This window comes from Pedobacter sp. 22226 (assembly GCF_052045455.1).
GTDB classification, from domain to species: Bacteria; Bacteroidota; Bacteroidia; order Sphingobacteriales; family Sphingobacteriaceae; genus Pedobacter; species Pedobacter jeongneungensis.
Window position 1 is genome coordinate 528436 of record NZ_JBQEPB010000002.1, and the last position, 17093, is coordinate 545528.

General features: G+C 37.9%; 17 protein-coding genes and 2 tRNA genes. 9 read left to right on the top strand and 10 right to left on the bottom strand.

Annotated elements, in window-relative coordinates; all coding sequences use genetic code 11:
* Positions 1-156: 156 nt before the first annotated feature.
* From rpsF to rplI, 3 genes are read left to right on the top strand one after another with little or no spacing between them, the layout of a single operon-like run.
* Complete coding sequence (rpsF, locus tag ACTJKC_RS05695) at positions 157-513, top strand: 30S ribosomal protein S6 (RefSeq protein ID WP_025144598.1); 357 nt, start codon at positions 157-159, stop codon at positions 511-513.
* On the top strand, positions 513-776 hold the full coding sequence (gene rpsR / locus ACTJKC_RS05700) for a 30S ribosomal protein S18 (RefSeq protein WP_010599582.1): 264 nt from the start codon (positions 513-515) through the stop codon (positions 774-776). Before rpsF ends, rpsR begins: the two co-directional genes overlap by 1 nt.
* A gap of 12 nt (positions 777-788) precedes the next feature.
* Positions 789-1232, top strand: coding sequence for a 50S ribosomal protein L9 (gene rplI / locus ACTJKC_RS05705; protein ID WP_440790663.1), 444 nt, complete (start codon positions 789-791; stop codon positions 1230-1232).
* A 97-nt stretch (positions 1233-1329) separates the two neighbouring features.
* Here the strand turns inward: rplI and ACTJKC_RS05710 are convergent, their stop codons facing one another.
* From ACTJKC_RS05710 to ACTJKC_RS05720, 3 genes are all read right to left on the bottom strand, one after another.
* Entirely contained in the window at positions 1330-2685 is a 1356-nt protein-coding gene (locus ACTJKC_RS05710) for an ATP-binding protein (RefSeq protein WP_440790664.1), read from the bottom strand.
* A gap of 251 nt (positions 2686-2936) precedes the next feature.
* Positions 2937-3635, bottom strand: coding sequence for an SDR family oxidoreductase (locus ACTJKC_RS05715; RefSeq protein ID WP_440790665.1), 699 nt, complete (start codon positions 3633-3635; stop codon positions 2937-2939).
* 30 nt (positions 3636-3665) lie between these two features.
* Positions 3666-4475: a 3-keto-disaccharide hydrolase gene (locus tag ACTJKC_RS05720; RefSeq protein WP_440790666.1), complete on the bottom strand. Its 810-nt coding sequence runs from the start codon at positions 4473-4475 to the stop codon at positions 3666-3668.
* A 425-nt stretch (positions 4476-4900) separates the two neighbouring features.
* Between ACTJKC_RS05720 and mtgA the strand changes: the two genes are divergently transcribed.
* Positions 4901-5629 carry a monofunctional biosynthetic peptidoglycan transglycosylase gene (mtgA, locus tag ACTJKC_RS05725; protein WP_440790667.1) on the top strand — a complete coding sequence of 243 codons (729 nt, stop codon included), beginning with the start codon at positions 4901-4903 and terminating at the stop codon, positions 5627-5629.
* A gap of 73 nt (positions 5630-5702) precedes the next feature.
* On the opposite strand, the gene ACTJKC_RS05730 is transcribed toward mtgA, so the two are convergent.
* The 3 genes from ACTJKC_RS05730 to ACTJKC_RS05740 form a co-directional block, all read right to left on the bottom strand.
* Positions 5703-8120 carry an AsmA family protein gene (locus ACTJKC_RS05730; protein WP_440790668.1) on the bottom strand — a complete coding sequence of 806 codons (2418 nt, stop codon included), beginning with the start codon at positions 8118-8120 and terminating at the stop codon, positions 5703-5705.
* 101 nt (positions 8121-8221) lie between these two features.
* Positions 8222-8509 carry a YciI family protein gene (locus ACTJKC_RS05735; RefSeq protein ID WP_344849152.1) on the bottom strand — a complete coding sequence of 96 codons (288 nt, stop codon included), beginning with the start codon at positions 8507-8509 and terminating at the stop codon, positions 8222-8224.
* Between the two features lie 5 nt (positions 8510-8514).
* Complete coding sequence (locus ACTJKC_RS05740; protein WP_344849154.1) at positions 8515-8994, bottom strand: ABC transporter ATPase; 480 nt, start codon at positions 8992-8994, stop codon at positions 8515-8517.
* A gap of 50 nt (positions 8995-9044) precedes the next feature.
* On the opposite strand from ACTJKC_RS05740, the gene ACTJKC_RS05745 reads away from it, so the two are divergent.
* A complete protein-coding gene (locus ACTJKC_RS05745; protein WP_440790669.1) occupies positions 9045-9551 on the top strand; it encodes a hypothetical protein in 507 nt (168 codons plus the stop codon).
* A gap of 157 nt (positions 9552-9708) precedes the next feature.
* On the opposite strand, the gene ACTJKC_RS05750 is transcribed toward ACTJKC_RS05745, so the two are convergent.
* On the bottom strand, positions 9709-10497 hold the full coding sequence (locus tag ACTJKC_RS05750; RefSeq protein ID WP_440790670.1) for a (Fe-S)-binding protein: 789 nt from the start codon (positions 10495-10497) through the stop codon (positions 9709-9711).
* Positions 10498-10612: 115 nt separating this feature from the next.
* Positions 10613-11908, bottom strand: a complete 1296-nt coding sequence (locus ACTJKC_RS05755; RefSeq protein WP_344849159.1) for a (Fe-S)-binding protein — start codon at positions 11906-11908, stop codon at positions 10613-10615.
* A gap of 229 nt (positions 11909-12137) precedes the next feature.
* Here ACTJKC_RS05755 and ACTJKC_RS05760 point away from each other — a divergent pair.
* Both ACTJKC_RS05760 and ACTJKC_RS05765 read left to right on the top strand, forming a co-directional pair.
* Positions 12138-12210 (top strand) — tRNA-Phe (locus tag ACTJKC_RS05760).
* 306 nt (positions 12211-12516) lie between these two features.
* Positions 12517-12589 (top strand) — tRNA-Phe (locus ACTJKC_RS05765).
* Positions 12590-12742: 153 nt separating this feature from the next.
* Here the strand turns inward: ACTJKC_RS05765 and ACTJKC_RS05770 are convergent.
* Positions 12743-13186, bottom strand: a complete 444-nt coding sequence (locus ACTJKC_RS05770) for an SRPBCC domain-containing protein (protein WP_440790671.1) — start codon at positions 13184-13186, stop codon at positions 12743-12745.
* A 316-nt stretch (positions 13187-13502) separates the two neighbouring features.
* Between ACTJKC_RS05770 and ACTJKC_RS05775 the strand changes: the two genes are divergently transcribed.
* Positions 13503-15098, top strand: a complete 1596-nt coding sequence (locus ACTJKC_RS05775; protein ID WP_440790672.1) for a S41 family peptidase — start codon at positions 13503-13505, stop codon at positions 15096-15098.
* Positions 15099-15531: 433 nt separating this feature from the next.
* Here the strand turns inward: ACTJKC_RS05775 and ACTJKC_RS05780 are convergent, their stop codons facing one another.
* Positions 15532-16134, bottom strand: a complete 603-nt coding sequence (locus ACTJKC_RS05780; protein WP_440790673.1) for a hypothetical protein — start codon at positions 16132-16134, stop codon at positions 15532-15534.
* Between the two features lie 416 nt (positions 16135-16550).
* Between ACTJKC_RS05780 and ACTJKC_RS05785 the strand changes: the two genes are divergently transcribed.
* Positions 16551-17033 (top strand): GNAT family N-acetyltransferase, encoded by a 483-nt coding sequence (locus ACTJKC_RS05785; protein WP_344849168.1) that lies wholly within the window; start codon positions 16551-16553, stop codon positions 17031-17033.
* Positions 17034-17093: the final 60 nt, after the last annotated feature.

The window sequence follows — 17093 nt, forward strand, 5'->3', positions numbered from 1 at the left end:
CATTATGCTTTTTTCCATTATCCATCTTCCATTTCACATTTTACATTTCACATCACATTTTCTAACTAATGCTTTGATTTTAAGAAAAATATTGTTACTTTTGCATCCCCGTAATATACCTCGGGATTAAAAAATTAAAAAACTTAATTAATAACAATGAATCAGTACGAAACTGTTATCGTTCTAACCCCGTTGTTATCAGAAGAAGCTGCAAAAGAGGCATTAGCCAAATTTAAAGCAGTTCTTACTGACAACAGTGCCGAAATTATCCAGGAAGATAATTGGGGTTTGAGAAAATTAGCGTATCCAATTGATAAAAAATCAAACGGATTCTTCAACTTAACTGAATACAAAGCTTCAGGAGATTTGATCGCAAAATTAGAGCTTGAATTAAAACGCGATGAGCGTGTGTTACGTTTCTTAACTATCCGTTTAGACAAACACGCAATTGCTTACAATGAGAAAAAGCGTAGTGGTGCTTTTAACAAAAAAACTAAGGAGGTTGCAGCGTAATGGCAAGAGAACAAATTCAATACGTAACTGCCCCTAAAGTAGAGGATAACCGTAAAAAATATTGCCGTTTCAAGAAGAACGGAATTAAATACATCGATTACAAGGATGCAAACTTCTTGTTGAAATTTATTAACGATCAGGGTAAATTATTACCACGCCGTTTAACTGGTACTTCGTTAAAATTCCAGCGTAAAGTGGCTCAGGCAGTTAAACGTGCCCGTCATATCGGTTTGTTACCTTTCGTTGCTGATCAATTAAAATAGGAGGCTAGAGATATGGAAATTATTTTAAAACAAGATATTAAAGGCCTTGGTGAGAAAGATGATGTAGTTACAGTAAAGCCAGGTTATGGCCGTAACTATTTAATCCCTCAAGGATTTGGAGAATTAGCTACTTCTTCTGCTAAAAAAGTTTTAGCTGAAAACTTAAAGCAAGCTGCTTTTAAACAAGATAAAATTAAGAAAGATGCTGAAGGTGTTGCTGAGCGTTTAACTGATGTTAAACTTTCAATCGGTGCTAAAGCTGGCGAAAGCGGAAAAATCTTTGGAGCGGTTAACACCATCCAGATTGCTGAAGCATTAAAAGCACAAGGCTTTGATGTAGACCGTCGTCGTATTACTTTCGAAACTGAACCAAAATTTGTTGGCGAATATGTTGCTAACTTAAACTTGCACAAAGAAGTTAAAGTTCAGGTTCCTTTCGAAGTAATCGCTGAATAAGCATTCTTTTAAAGAATCAATAAAAAAGGCCTTCCGATAAAAATCGAGAGGCCTTTTTTATTGGATGTAAAATGTAATCATGTAAGATGGATGATGTTTACAAAGATTGATCTGCTAACCATGCTGCATATTCTTCTATGCGAGTTCCCAGATAATAAGGTAGGTTTAATAATAAATAAGGTTTGCCAGCTGGAGTATTTGTCTTTTCTAGCTTAAATTCCCCACCATACACCCGGATAGCGAAAGGATGTTCTGCTGCATCTATAAATTGATGAAGGGATCTTAAACTTCCCGTAGTACCCGATTTGATTTCGATAGGTATTACAATTTTTTTATAAGGGTAAATAAGATCAACTTCTGCATCTGATTGTTTTTTATCTCTTACCCAAAAATTAGGCTTATGAGAGGATATATGTTCGGTTGATATCAGTTCCTGGGTAAATAGGTGCGGTATAACTGCTCCTCTATAGGTTGTACTTAAATCTTCAAGCGCGAGCATCTCACCCTGGATACCCAACGAATAGTTGATTAATCCAGTGTCTAAAAATTGTAGCCTGGGAGATTTTTTTAAATCAGGAATAATCGGAACTTTGGTGCCGGTAGATGGATATATTAACCTGATGATTTTTGCATCATCCAATATCCTAAAAGCTTCTCCAACCTCTCTCGATTTATAATTTGAATTACCAAAGCCCTGAAATACTACGCGCTTATCGAGGAAAAGGTGAGCACTGCCCATAATATGATTGATTGTTCTTCTTGCAGTGTCATTTTGGGTATATTTCTCGATGTCGTTTTTGTAGGTTGCCCAAATACTTTCGTAAACAATGGACAAATCGGAGAGACTGTGCGCTTCTATGTCGGTTTTAACTACTTCTGGCATACCTCCGATAATTGCATACCGATGAAAAGCTTTTAATAATAATTTGTGCGCAACATTTTTTACCGGAGTTTGAAGCAAATATTTTAATAAATCATTTTTTTGATTAGCCTGAAGGTATTCTTGAAAATTTAATGGGTATAGATATAAAAATTCAACCCTGCCAACCGGAAAACTTGCTACCTTTTGTAGTACAAACTCTAAAAGTGAGCCGGCACTGATCACATGTAATTCGGGAATTTCTTCATAAAAGTACCTTAGCATTTGGATTGCTTTTGCACTTTCCTGGATTTCGTCAATAAATAATAGTGTTTCATTTATTTTATCTGCTTGAAGGCTATGGCCAAGGAACAGTGCTTCAAGAATGCTTTGTACGTTGTCAAAATCATCAAAATACTGACGGTGTGCAGGTTTTTCCAGGTTTAGAAAAATAGCATTAGGATAGCTTTTTGCAAAATCTTTTATCAGCGTTGTTTTTCCAACCTGACGTGCTCCCCGAATGATCAGAGGTTTCCTGTTTTTGCTGTTTTTCCATTGAATTAAATTGTCTTCAATAGATCGTCTAAATGCCATTTTAAATGATTTGTAACAAAGTCAACCCAAATATACTATATTTTTGTAACAAAGTCAGGGCATATTTTTATAAATCTTGTAACAAAGTCAGGGCATTTTATTTGGTTGATGAAGTTTTAGTACTGAAATACTTTCTAAGTCATCAAATCTGTATGATCTCTGGGAAACCATTATTGATCTCCCAGAGTTATAGATGATATGAAATTTAGTTAGCCCATCTTCCATTATCCATCTCACATCATCCCTTCTTATTATCCTTTCGGCGTAGTCGGTCTGATTTCTACTTTACTCGGCAATGTTCTTGCTGGCATGGCTAATAGATCAACAATCAGTTTACCCATATCTTCTGGTTGGATTTTCCAGGCGTCGTTTTCACTATCTGGTTGGTGATCGTTAAAGTGGCTCGCTACAGATCCCGGCATAATGGTACTTACTTTCACGCCATATTTTCTTAAATCGAGCATCACCGATTGGGTAAAGCCAGTTAAGCCAAATTTACTGGCATTGTAGGCCGAACCGCCTGCAAAAAAGTTGGTTCCTGCCAAGCTCGAAATGGTAAAAATATGTCCTTTGCTTTTTTTAATCTCTTCAACCGATGCTTTGATGCTATAAAAAACACCTGTTAAATTGGTATCGATGGTTTCTTTCCATAAATCCACACCTAATTCATCGATCGGTGCGAAATGACCAATACCGGCATTGGCAATCAGCACATCCAGTTGTCCCCATTTTTCGATGATCAGATTGATGGCTGCCTGTTGAGAATTAAAATCTGCAACATTGGCTTCAATGGCCAGTACATCTCCATGCGTCACCAGGTTGGCGGCTGCTTGGTTTGCGCTATCTATTGTTCTGCTCGTAATGGCAACTTTATAACCGTTTTTTAGTAGGGCCTCGGCAATACCAAAACCAATTCCTTTACTTCCTCCTGTAATTAATGCAACTTTCATGTTCTTGTAACGTATGATATCGGAAAATGTTTAATTTGATTTTTTGTTGTTGCGATGTGGCAGTTCCATGATCTGGATATCTTTAAAATCTACCGGCTGACCTTCGCTTTGTAAGGCTATGAAACCTTCGGTAAGTGCTTTACCATCAATTTTGATTTTAGGATCGTAGCGATTGGCCACGCCGCCGCCAATTTGTGGTTTGCTATATTGTAAAACCGTATCGCCATTGATGATGTGTGTAACCAGCGAATCGCCCATTACAATCAATTCCGCTGATACCCATTGGTCGCCGTCATATGTTTTTGACTTTGAATCTAAACAATGGCCACCATATAACTTACCCTGATAAAAAATATCGGTGCCTGGCGAGCACATGTTGCCTGTTGGCCGTGGCCTTCCATCGCTTAAACCTCCTAAAAACTGCATTTCGATCGAAATTGGCCAATCTTGTTCTTTCGGCATTGTTTTGGGATCCTGCGAATGGAACATTACACCACTGTTCCGCAGGGTATAGTCCGGCGCTCCTTTTTGCAATTCGCCAACAAAGCGGTATTTTAGTTTGAGGTGATAATCAGAAAAAGGTGTTTTATAGTAGAGGTGGCCAAACTGATCGTTAAAATCTCCATACTGATCATAACGGACCTGAATGATACCATCCACCACTCTGAAAGTGTTTCCATAATTCACATTATAATTATGGTGATGGATTTTTACATTCCAGTCTTTAATATCTTTTCCATTAAAAAGTGTAATCCACTTTTCTGATTTATTATTAATGTTTTTCGTGCTGCTACAGCCCCATAAAGTTAGGGCCAGAAACAGATAGCTTAGTTTTTTCATTTGGTTAATTGAACCACAAAATACATAAACATAGCCATTTTATAACAGTTGGTACTGCATATTTATTTTTGAAAGACAAAAATCATAATTTTCCATTTTACGTTTTCCATTTAACATTTTTTGACCATTAAGAATTAAGAACATTAAGGTTAGCGACAAATTTATAGGCTTTAACTATTGGTTATTGAAAATTGATTATTGGTAATTATTTCCTCATTGTGGCTCCATTTTACGTTTTCCATTTAACATTTTTTGACCATTAAGAAATTAAGAACATTAAGGTTAGCGACATATTTCCAAGCTTTAACTATTGGTTATTGAAAATTGATTATTGGTAATTATTTCCTCATTGTGGTTTCCATTATCGATTTTACCTTTTCCATCATCCATTTTTCATTTCCCATCCCTTTAATTACCTTTGGCGCATGGCAAAAAACCGGACAACCAGAACAAAAAGCAAAGCGAAACACCCACTTTTAAAGAAGATCACCAATATTGCGACAAAAGTATTTTTATATTTTTTGCTGGTTTCTGTGTTTTGGGTAATTGCATTGCGTTTCATTAATCCGCCGATAACACTTTTGATGGTGTTGCGCAATATCGAGCGTAAAGCCGATGGAAAGCCTTTTAAAACAGAGAAAAAGTGGGTGAAGTTTGAAGATATATCTGATAACATGAAAAGGGCTGCAGTATCGGCTGAAGATCAGCTTTTTTTAAAGCATATTGGTTTTGATATGAAAGCCATTGAAAAGGCTTTTGCCAGTAATGCAAAAGGAAAGAAAGTGAAGGGAGGAAGTACCATTTCGCAGCAAACAGCCAAAAATGTTTTTTTATGGCCGGGCCGGTCGTGGATCAGGAAAGGTTTTGAAGCTTATTTTACGCTATTGATCGAATTATTTTGGAGCAAAGAAAGAATTTTGGAGGTATATTTAAACGTAATTGAAATGGGTGACGGCATTTATGGCGCCGAGGCGGCTTCGCAAGAATATTATGGTAAATCTTGTACCAAACTCACCAAAAAACAAGCCGCTTTAATTGCTTCGTGTTTTCCAAACCCAAGAAGATGGACGCCTAAAAACGCCACACCTTACATCAGACACCGCCAATACCTAATTTTAAGAAACATGAACAGGTTAGGGCCGCTGGATTTTTGATGTATGATGTTTGATGTAAAATGGGTAATGGGGACAGGGTTCCTTCCATCATCCATCTTACATTTTCCATCTATTAATCATGATCTTTATTCCACCTGATTTTAATCCCGCCCTTTTCGTCATCTACTGCTTTTAAATGTAGCACAATACCACGCATCCGGGCTTGCTTTTTTTCTTCCTTGGTTAAGTTTTCGTCGCCTTTAGGGTTTCTTAAAGGAATATCCATAGCTACATTGGTGCCACTGCCCAGGGCATAAATTCCTTTAACATTAAAGTTTAATGCACTAGAATTAACCAGCATTGGAGCGATTTCTACTTTGTCGCCCCTGATGTTAAGCGTTCCATCCAGGTTTTTGATTTCAACATTTGATAAATTCCGGTTTGCAAAAGCAAATTTCCCAACTTTAACCATCGGGTCGAAATTAACAAGTGCAGCATTATTCAGGTTAAAAACTACTTTTCCATTTATTGATCGTGGCAGAATTTTTCCGGTATGCGAAATTCTTCCGGAAATATTTACTAAAGAAGACAGATAACCTTTTAAATTTTTGTTGGTGATGGTGTTTTGCCCGAAATTATCAAAAGAGTAAAAGAAATCTTTAACGCTTACGTGGCTGATTTTCGAATTGATTTTGAAACTGTTTGAAGCAGCTTCCTGCATGATATTTCCATCTAAAGATAACTGACCGCCGGCGTGTGCTACACTGATTTTATTAAAAAATATACCACCACCACGTAATGAAATATCAGCATCTAGGTTTTTGGCCGTAAAATTATCGTAAATGGCTTTATCTACAGTTAAACGGATGTTCATTTTAGAAAGTTCGAGCACATTGCTTAATTCTTTAGAAACCACCCGTTTATTTCCGCTTGATTTTGGTTTATTGCTAGATCTTGGACCTAAAAAGGGTAAAAATTCTTTTAAATACAGTTGTGGGCTCGACATTTTTAAATTCACCAATATTTTATCTGGTGCAGTGTAATATAAATTGGCAAAGTTGGCAATGCTGCAGCTTACATTCAGCTCACTTTTACCTAGCTGGAAGTGTCCGTTCTGGATGGACAAATCATTCTGGTTAAAATCGATATTTAAAGCACTTTTTACCAGATGAAGTTTTCTGGGAATATAAAGGATATCGGCATCTGCAATCTGTATTTTACCTGAAACTACGGGTTTGGTAAACCTGAAATTATCGATATCGGCCTGGCAGTACAACCTGAGGTTTGCTGTTCCGTTTTTAAATTCAAAATCATTGGTTCCTAACGAATTATTTAAGTTTGATAAAGGAAATTGGGAGGTAACCAGTCCGGTGGCAATTGGCCTTGCCAGGTTATTCACCGTAAAAGTGTCTATTTTAAGTGGTGCATTAAAATATTTTGCGGTAAGTTTATGAAATTTGATCGAAGAATTTTCATCACCAATAATCCCGCCGGCAGTATCGCGGTTGGTAAAAGATCCATCAAAATTACAGGCGGTTAATTTTCCCGCAGGGATAGAAACGATGTTATCTCGTACTGTAATCCCTACTTTGATCAGCGGATCTCCATATTTGCCTGATCCGTCATCAATAATATTCCCGCGGATGTTAATCGGTTTTTCGATCCCGAATTTCAAAAGTTTAGAAGAAATATTAGGCGACAGGAGTAATGCCACATCCCTGAATAAAATATCATCTACAGCAATGCTGATGGCGAAAGCAGATTTTGCCAAGTCTATTTTGGCGCCTATTTTAAAAGGATGACCACCAATATTTAAAATTTCGGGTTTTAAAATTACCGCATCCAGATCGCGGCTGTAATGTGCCAGTAAAGTTCCGTCAAGCGATTTATCTTTTAAAAAACTTCCTTTACGGGTATTAAATGCGAAACTGTTTACTTTGGTTTTCAATTTTATTTTTCCCGTCCAGCCGCTATCCGGATATTCCATTCTACCCTGAATCTGGTCGATATCGAAGTTGAAAAGTTTAAACCTCTTTTTATTGTCGAGTATTAAACTCACTTTATTAAAATCTATCTTTTTTACCTCTAAAGCCGAAGATTTTGGCGACGACTTCTTATCATCGGTTTTGGGCTTACTTTTGAAAATACTGGTGTTGCTGTACCCGGTAGAATCGGTATAAATATATATAGACGCATTATTAATGGCTATCTGTTTAATATTGATGTTTCCCACAATAAGCGAGAGCACATTTAACGATACGTCAATATCCTGTGCTTTTAACAGATCATGTTTGTGCTGGGCCCATAAGCTATCCCTTAATAAAACGCCATTTAGTGAAACAGAAACGCCAGGGAAGCTTTTAAGGAGCGTAGGCTCCATGCTGGTGGCCGTAATCTGTCCGTTTAAATTTTTATTGAGCTGCGAGAGGATAGAAGCCAGCACTTCTTTCTTGTTGCGGCTAATGTAAAACGCACCCGCCAGCCAGGTTAATATAATCAGGACAACTAAAACCGATACGATTTTTAAAGAGATTTTAAGCCAGCGCTTCATACACATTATTTGATTTAACCAATATAATCTTTTTAAAGGCTAATTGTTTGGTTAGTAATGAAAAATAATCAGTATTAGTGCTTTAGGTTTTAAGAATGGCTTTATTTTAAAAGTAATTCGAGGTCAGGATGGTACTGTGAAGTGAGAAATTGTGTGATGGTGAAATCGGCCAGGCGGTGTTTGTAAAACGGATCTTCCATAAGGATTTTCTTTAGTGCTGCTTCATCTTTCGCCAGCGCTAAAATAATTCCGCCTGTGCGGGGCACTTTTCTGCCTGAAGCAACAAAAATGTTCTGATCGTAATATTTATTAAGGTACCGGACATGCTCCTTCATGTGTTCGTCCAGTTCTTCCAGCGGAACAATATATTTTAGATCTACAATAAACATGATGCTTACAGTAAATGGGCAAAAACGGTAGAATGCCAGCTATTTTGAAAAGGAACTTCCCATTTCGTTTCCAGTTCTGACAGATTTTGAACCATATTGTTAAACACAATGGTTTCAGGGGTTACCTGTTTGATGTTTACAAGGGTTTCGAAGTCTTCTTTACTGTTTACCACAACTTCTCCATTTACTTTATAGGCCATGTTAAAGCGGTTAAAAAGATCAACATGGTATTCCTGTTCAATTTCTTTGATTAACCGTACGGAGCTATCAATAGAGCATCCGGTAACGCCGGCCTGGCTTTCATCAACAGTGAGGATAATGAAAAAGCCGTAACGGATTTCTGCTTTCGCCAATAATTCGTTTCCGTGCGCTTTCCATTGGTTGGTAAAGGATGCTAATTTATTCAGGATCTCATTTTCTTCGGCAGAAGTAAATTTACGATCGCTTTGGTATATCCAAACTCTTGATTGTGGAGAAAAACTCATATACAAATTTATGATTTTAATTAATTTGCTGTATTAAAAACGCTAACCTGATGAAAAAGTTTACACTCTGCTTGAAAATATCCCTTGTTTCGGCTTTCTGTATGTTTTTATGCGCTTTTTCCGATCCCGAAACCCTTGAACAGTACACCGGTTACCTGCAAAAATCTTTTACTGATCATTACGATTCCAGTCAGGAAAGTGGCAAGGTAAAGAGTTATGAACTAAATGTTACCAACAATGGCTTTTGCCGTTACAAGCGTTATTATAACAACGGTAAAACCGAATATTTCGCATTTAAGTTAGCGAAATTTAAAGATATGGATTATTATGGTACCACGAATGCAGGTAAATTGTATATCCGTACCAAAGGCGATGATGTAATTGTGCAGACTTATAAGGACAGGGGAGGTGATGTAGACTCGATGGCTACGCAGATTATTATTCCGCTAAAAAATGTGGAGGCAGAAGATTTAAACCAGATCCGGAATAACCTGGAAAGGATAGTAAAGCTTCCGCCTGCTGAAGTACCTAAAACAGAAGTGAAATCTGAAGATTAGTTTTGCTGGCCGTCATCTCGACTGATCTCGACTGAAACGTAGTGGAATGGAGAGATCTGCCTCGAAAGATTTAGTTTCTTCTGAGTACTGCATGCTTCTCGACTACGTTGTAGTTCGAAATGACGGTAATTTGGAGGGTCAAAGGCAGAGACTTTTATTACAATCCATTTGCCATGGCTGTAATCTCCGCAATATCAAGCACTTTAACTTCCTGTTCTTTATCTTTTAACTTAATGCCATCGCTCAGCATCGTCATACAGAACGGGCAACCCGCTGCAATAAACTGCGGATTGGTTTCCAACGCTTCATCAATACGTTCTACATTGATGTCTTTATTTCCTTTTTCGGGTTCTTTAAACATCTGTGCGCCACCAGCACCACAGCATAAACCATTGCTTTTGCAACGTTTCATTTCTACCAGTTGGGCATCTAAAACTTCCAATGCTTTTCTTGGTGCTTCGTAAATTCCGTTTCCGCGGCCTAAATAACAAGGATCGTGATAAGTAATTTTTTTGCCTTTAAAACTTTCGCCACCTTCAGCTTTTAACTTACCCTCATTAATTAAATCCTGAATGAGTTGTGTATGGTGGATCACTTCGTAAGTGCCACCTAAGCCCGGATATTCATTTTTAATGGTATTGAAACAATGCGGACAGCCGGTTACGATTTTTTTAATGTTATATGCATTTAAAACTTCAATGTTGGTCATGGCCTGCATCTGGAAAAGAAACTCATTTCCGGCACGCTTAGCCGGGTCGCCGGTACAGCTTTCTTCGGTTCCTAAAACAGCATATTTTATACCTACATGATGTAAGATCTTGCAGATGTCGCGGGTAATTTTCTGTGCCCTTTCATCATAACTTCCTGCACACCCAACCCAAAATAATATTTCTGGTTCTTCACCTGCGGCCATTAATTCGGCCATTGTAGGGACTTTAAATTCCATTTTTATCGATGTTGTTGGTTAATCGTTTAAATCGGTTAACTGGTTAATTGTATTGTTGAATTGCTCAATTGTTTTCACATCGTCCGACTTAGGACTTATGACTAAAGACTCTAGACTAAGAGCCTTCTGCCCAGTTAAAGCGATCGGCTGGCGAATATTTCCAGGGTGCCTGGTTGTTTTCGATATTTCCGAGCATCGCATTAATACTTCCGGGAGCCTGTGATTCTTCCATTACCGCGTAACGTCGCAATTCCATGATAATCTGCAAAGGATCAATATTTACCGGGCAGGCTTCTACGCAGGCATTACAGCTGGTGCAGGCCCAAATTTCTTCTCTGGTAATGTAATCGTCCAGTAAGGCTTTCCCATCCTGATGTTCTGCGCCATGTTTATCTATATTTTGCCCTACTTCGGTAATGCGATCGCGGGTATCCATCATAATTTTTCGTGGCGATAACAGTTTACCGGTAATGTTTGCCGGGCATACAGAGGTACAACGCCCACATTCGGTGCAGGTATAGGCATTCATCAAGTTTACCCAACTCAAATCGGTTACATCTTTTGCGCCAAATTTACCTGGTTCGGTTTCAGCGGGAACAAATGAAGGATCGAGCATAGCCTTTACCTCGTTGGTAACCGATGCCATATTGGTAAACTCGCCCTTAGGTTCCAGATTGGAGAAATAAGTATTTGGAAAGGCGAAAAGAATATGGAAATGTTTTGAATAAGGCAGGTAATTTAAGAAAGCCAAAATGCCGATAATATGGAACCACCAGCAGCTGCGCTCAACAATAACCAATGCACTTTCTGTTGAAGGAAGGATATTCATTAAATACTGGCTTACCGGAAAAGCGCCTGCGTTAACATAGTGGCTTGCGCCTAAAAGCTGCAGTTTAGCATCGGCTGCGTTCATGAGTAAAAACGCACTCATTAATAAAATTTCGGTAATCAGGATATAATTGGCATCAGATTTTGGCCAGCTTTTCATTTCCACACCACTAAAGCGTTTAAGCTTAAGGATGTTTCTGCGGACCAGAAAAATGGCACATGAAACCCAAACGGTAAAGGCCAGGATTTCGAAAGAACCGATTAAAAAATTATACAAACCGCCCAAACCATTAAAAATACGGTGGGTGCCGAACAATCCGTCGATCATAATTTCGAGTACTTCGATATTGATGATTACAAAGCCGATGTACACAAAAAAGTGCAAAAAAGCCGGGATGGGGCGAACCACCATTTTAGATTGACCGAAAGCTACCCGTAGCATGGTCATTAATCTTTTTTGAGGCTGGTCTTTACGGTCGACCGCTTTTCCCAACCGGATATTGCGAATTATTTTACGCAGGTTAACTGTAAACAGCGCAATTGCTGCAAGTGTAAGTACTAGAAAGAGGATCTGTGCCACCATGCAATATTAGATTGTTTACGCTAAATTAGGATATTAATATTTAAAAATTACTATGCATGCATAAAAAAAATAATAAAATTGTTTGTTTGTACTCATTCTAAGCAAGAATTAAGACCTTTTTATCAGTTAACGCAAAATTAATTAATTGATAATCAGAGGGGCGCTTAAATAATTAAAAAAAAGTTTTGCTTTTGAAAAAAGAACACTACATTTGCAATCCCAAACGGATGGTGCCATAGCTCAGTCGGTAGAGCAAAGGACTGAAAATCCTTGTGTCCCTGGTTCGAATCCAGGTGGCACCACTTCCAAAAGTCCCGGTTTAACCGGGACTTTTTTGGTTTATAAGGTTTTGTTAATATTATTCGCAATCAGAGATGAATAAACCAGGCTAATTAGCTTAGTTTATTTTTTTTGACCACGTAAGCTACCTGAAATCACCTAAGTTTCTTGCGACTGTTAGATTAAGGAAGAAAAATGAAAATATTTTTTCAGTGCATCTTCTTGCTTATCAAAAAGATGGGGCTATAAGGTCTGGTTTTGACTAAAAAAACTGTAATCCTTTTTTGGAATTGAGAAAAAGAACACTACATTTGCAATCCCAAACGGATGGTGCCATAGCTCAGTCGGTAGAGCAAAGGACTGAAAATCCTTGTGTCCCTGGTTCGAATCCAGGTGGCACCACTTCCAGAAGCCCTTCAGAAATGAAGGGCTTTTTTGGTTTTATTGGAATTCTTACATTTAATTGGGCAGGTTAATTGCAGCGATTTTTCTTTTTTTATCACTTAAATCACTGAGTGCACCTGAGCTTCTTCCACCAGTTTACAAGGCTGTTTTTTATGTTTCAATATGATCGTGCTGTTTTTCAGCTATTTCTTTAACCTTATCTAATGCTTTAGGCCAGGTTTCCTTAAAATAGTCAAGCCATTCTTTGGTGATGTCCATATCAATCAGAAGTTCCGTTTTACCATCTTTTTCGTTTAGCGTGTAATTTTCGAATGATTCGCCCCAGTCGTGCAGGGTTTCCTTACCGTCCATGATCTGGCCAATGTGTTTAACAGACATGTACTTATTGGGGATATTTTCATTGATAATGGCTAACATTCCATCTCCTTTATCATCGTGAAACAATGCTTTACTTCCTTGTTTCCAATCGGTTTTTACCTGCGATCCTTCTGCAAAAACAGCTGTCCACCTGGGGTAGGTTTTTACGCCGAAAAGGACGTCCCATACCTTTACTGCAGACGCGTTAATGGTAATTTTAAATTCGATCTTTTCCATGGTTTTTTGTTTTTTATAAGGTTATTACTGAATTTTCATTAAGCTTATAATAAATTTCAAAAGAATCGAGCAATATAAAGCGGTGCAAAGGCGACAATTTTCAGGGGCCGGGGAGACTAAATTTTTTTATGATTTTTTAACATATTTAGCTTAAAATAAAGCAATTTAATCGATAGATTTACGTAGTTGGACGGTACATCTGCCTGTCTTCACAATATTTTAATTTAAATTTAGTTATTTGGTAAATAATTTTATTTCCAAACAACTTAACCATTGGCCAACACGTATATACATCAATATAATGCTACAAAAATCTATGAGAAATAACAGATTTACCCACCTGCTGGTGCTGGGTTTTTTAACTTTGGGTGCGATTTCTGCCTGCAAAAAGAGCAGTATTACGCCCGAAGAACCGGTTACGCCTACCACACCGAGCGGAACACGTACCGAACTGACAAAAGATTCGATCTTTTTATATGCTAAAGAACTATATTACTGGAATACTTCCTTACCTGCTTATGAGGCATTTAATCCCCGCGGATTTAGTTCAAATGAGGCAGAACTTTATGCCCTAACGCAATACTCTTCCGATCCATCAACGGGTAAACCTTATGAATATGTAAGCAATTCTACCGAACCGAAATATTCTTTTTTTGATTATACCGCCGCTACCACGGGCAAAACAGGTGTTCTCAAAGCAGATGTAAATGGTTTGGCAAATGATTATGGCTTTTCTGTAAGGTATAATACTACGGAAGATTTACGTGTAAAATATGTTTATGCCAATTCGCCGGCAGCTCAACAAGGTTTAACACGCGGCTGCAGGATAACGAGTATAAACGGCAGAACGAATTTAAGTTATAGTAGTTCAAATATTGTCGACTTTTTAAACGGTGCCATTTTTGGAACCAACCCCAGCGTAACTTTAGGATATAATGATTTGAGTGGTAATGCAAAAACGGCAGTTATTGTAAGCGCAAATTATACGGTTAATCCTATTTTATATACCAATATTTACACCGTTGGTGCCAAAAAAGTGGGTTATATTGTTTTTAATAGTTTCACTAATAATGCTTCTGCAGCTTTAAATGCTACCTTTTCTAATTTTGCTACGCAGGGCGTAACTGAACTTGTTGTAGATTTACGTTATAATGGTGGCGGGTATGTATCTACGGCAACGCAGATCATTAATTTAGCAGCCCCGGCAGCACAAAATGGTAATATTATGTTCACTTCTTATTATAACAATTACCTGCAATCAATTACTACTGCACAAAGAAAGGCTTCTGTTTTGGCACACCAGCCCCTGTTGGATGATGCCGGAAAACTGCAAACATTTACCACAGGTGTAAATGGAAAATATGCTACCTATGCTGATTTAAACTATTCTCCAACTGCCGCAGATAATATCGAAAAATTTGCAAAATCGGGTTCATTGGCTTTAGACAGGATTTATTTTCTGGTTACCGGATCAACGGCTTCAGCGAGTGAGCTTACCATTAATAGTTTAAAGCCAGTGATGGATGTAAAACTGATCGGCACTACAACTTATGGTAAACCTGTTGGTTTTTTCCCAATCAGGATTGATAAAGTAGACATGTATATTCCTGAGTTTGAAACTAAAAACCAAAAAGGTGTTGGCGGTTATTATTCGGGTTTAACTGTTGATAAAGAATCATCGGAAGATTTAACAAAAGCTTTTGGAGATGAAACCGAAACCATGCTGGCCTACGCACTGGCTTATGCCAAAACAGGTACTTTTGTAATCCCGGCAGCAAAAACAGCAAGTTTAAGTAACTCAACGGTGCCTGTAGCTCCAAAATTATCCACTGCTGAAATGAAATCAGCAGATGAGCGTCTGGATCAGAACGAGTTTAGAGGCATGGTGATGACACCGAGAAAAAGATTTTAATAAAATTTTCAAGCAAAAAGCCCGGTTAGCCAATAATGCTGACCGGGCTTTTTTTATGGGGATTGTAAATCCCCGGTTCAATGGTCGAGATTACAAATCCCGACCAACAAGGGACAGTTTGATGCTAAATAAGGTCGACCTCGGACTTATTTAGTGTCAATGAGGGTGAAATAAGTATCAATGAAGGTGAAATAAGCTTCAAATCGGAGCAAATTAGTATCAACGAGGGTGAGAAAAGGTCGGTGCCGAGCTTATTTTGTGTCAACGAGGGTTAAATAAGTATCAATTAGAGTGAGAAAAGGTCGGCGCCGAGCTTATTTTGTGTCAACGAGGGTTAGATAAGTATCAATGAAGATGAAATAAGCGCAATACAGATGCTGTTATGGTCAAAAAAACAAGTCAAGTTTTTAAAACTTGACTTGTTATATACCTGTTACAATAAAATTTTACTGCTAATGTCTTTATTAATGGTAATGTAACCCGGGTATTTAACCGGTGTATTGCCCAGCATAAAGGTTGGTTTTATTTTAATGGTTAGTAAACCCAGTTTTTCATCTTTAGAATTTGATCCTTTTTGAGCTGCTTTAATAATATCATTAAAAACATTTCCGTTTGATATCAGTCCATAAATATTGCTAACCAATTGTACCGGGACAGTTACAGTTTGGCCTTGTGCAATGCTTACATTCTGGTTAACCAGTCCTTCTGCAAGGTCAGTATTGTTTACCAATATTTTATATTCGAATTGGTTAATTGCCGCCAAATTACCCGATGGATTGGTGATTTCTAAATTCAAGTTAGCCCTTAAAGGAATATCTTTTCTCAGCAATCCCAAAGCTACTCCGGGTAAGCTTGTTAAGCTAAAACTCTGCTGATCCATTAATTTTTTTACGTCTGTACCTGCAATAGAGATATTTTGTACGTTGGTAATCTTATACGTGCAGTTTTCGAGTGCCTTTATTTGTTGCGCCTGTTTGTTAATGCCACAACCAAACATAGTAAAGGTAAGCAGGCAAATCATTAGTGTGTTTTTCATGTTAATCATAACGCCAAAATACTAAAACTATTTCAGAGCGGATGGTTAATTGTTTCGTGCAATTGCTAAATTGTTTGATTGCTATATTGTTACTGCAAATTGCCAATTGAAAACTGTTGAGGAGGGGTTAATCGGTTAATTGTTTCGTGCGATTGCTAAATTGTTCGATTGCGCTATTGTTATTGCAAATCGCTAACTGAAAACTGTTAAAGAGGGTTAATCGGTTAATTGTTTAAACTGGTTAATTGTTTACCCTTCGACTAGGTTCAGGGGTGTAACTGACGCATAAACCCCAACAATCAAACAATTAAGCAATACAACAATAACAAACTACGCCCAATTAACCAGTTAACCGATTTAAACAGTTAACCAGCATTCAGCAATAAAACAATAACTTTGTCAGAAAACAAATCAACATGGCCGTTACCATCAGGAAAATAGAAGCAGCAGATAATAAAGCAACCGCAGAAATGATCAGAACCATCTTAAGGGAGTTTAAGATTGATAAGCCAGGAACCGTATATACCGATCCTACAACGGATGATCTTTCTACACTTTTTGAACAACCCGGATCAGCTTATTGGATAGCGGAAGAGGATGGGGAGATTATTGGTGGCTGCGGCATTTACCCAACAGCTGGTTTGCCAGATGGTTGCGCAGAACTGGTGAAATTATATACTGCTGCGGCTTCGCGGGGAAAAGGTATTGGCAAGTTGCTGATGGAAAAAAGTATCGAATCAGCACAGCATTTTGGTTATAATGAAGTTTATCTGGAATCATTCCCGGAGCTTACTACAGCAATTTCTATGTATGAAAAAGCGGGATTCAAAAAACTTGAAGCGCCACTGGGCAATTCAGGCCATTTTGCCTGTAATGTCTGGATGTTGCTGGTATTGTAGCGGATTTTTAATCGCAACGTAAGTTTAGTGTAGGTTAAACGTCATATCAACTTTAACCAT

Bases quoted from the DNA above. Each gene is read 5' to 3' on its own strand.
- rpsF (WP_025144598.1), top strand. From the start codon at position 157: ATGAATCAGTACGAAACTGTTATCGTTCTAACCCCGTTGTTATCAGAA.
- rpsR (WP_010599582.1), top strand. From the start codon at position 513: ATGGCAAGAGAACAAATTCAATACGTAACTGCCCCTAAAGTAGAGGAT.
- rplI (WP_440790663.1), top strand. From the start codon at position 789: ATGGAAATTATTTTAAAACAAGATATTAAAGGCCTTGGTGAGAAAGAT.
- ACTJKC_RS05710 (WP_440790664.1), bottom strand. From the start codon at position 2,685: ATGGCATTTAGACGATCTATTGAAGACAATTTAATTCAATGGAAAAAC.
- ACTJKC_RS05715 (WP_440790665.1), bottom strand. From the start codon at position 3,635: ATGAAAGTTGCATTAATTACAGGAGGAAGTAAAGGAATTGGTTTTGGT.
- ACTJKC_RS05720 (WP_440790666.1), bottom strand. From the start codon at position 4,475: ATGAAAAAACTAAGCTATCTGTTTCTGGCCCTAACTTTATGGGGCTGT.
- mtgA (WP_440790667.1), top strand. From the start codon at position 4,901: ATGGCAAAAAACCGGACAACCAGAACAAAAAGCAAAGCGAAACACCCA.
- ACTJKC_RS05730 (WP_440790668.1), bottom strand. From the start codon at position 8,120: ATGAAGCGCTGGCTTAAAATCTCTTTAAAAATCGTATCGGTTTTAGTT.
- ACTJKC_RS05735 (WP_344849152.1), bottom strand. From the start codon at position 8,509: ATGTTTATTGTAGATCTAAAATATATTGTTCCGCTGGAAGAACTGGAC.
- ACTJKC_RS05740 (WP_344849154.1), bottom strand. From the start codon at position 8,994: ATGAGTTTTTCTCCACAATCAAGAGTTTGGATATACCAAAGCGATCGT.
- ACTJKC_RS05745 (WP_440790669.1), top strand. From the start codon at position 9,045: ATGAAAAAGTTTACACTCTGCTTGAAAATATCCCTTGTTTCGGCTTTC.
- ACTJKC_RS05750 (WP_440790670.1), bottom strand. From the start codon at position 10,497: ATGGAATTTAAAGTCCCTACAATGGCCGAATTAATGGCCGCAGGTGAA.
- ACTJKC_RS05755 (WP_344849159.1), bottom strand. From the start codon at position 11,908: ATGGTGGCACAGATCCTCTTTCTAGTACTTACACTTGCAGCAATTGCG.
- ACTJKC_RS05770 (WP_440790671.1), bottom strand. From the start codon at position 13,186: ATGGAAAAGATCGAATTTAAAATTACCATTAACGCGTCTGCAGTAAAG.
- ACTJKC_RS05775 (WP_440790672.1), top strand. From the start codon at position 13,503: ATGAGAAATAACAGATTTACCCACCTGCTGGTGCTGGGTTTTTTAACT.
- ACTJKC_RS05780 (WP_440790673.1), bottom strand. From the start codon at position 16,134: ATGAAAAACACACTAATGATTTGCCTGCTTACCTTTACTATGTTTGGT.
- ACTJKC_RS05785 (WP_344849168.1), top strand. From the start codon at position 16,551: ATGGCCGTTACCATCAGGAAAATAGAAGCAGCAGATAATAAAGCAACC.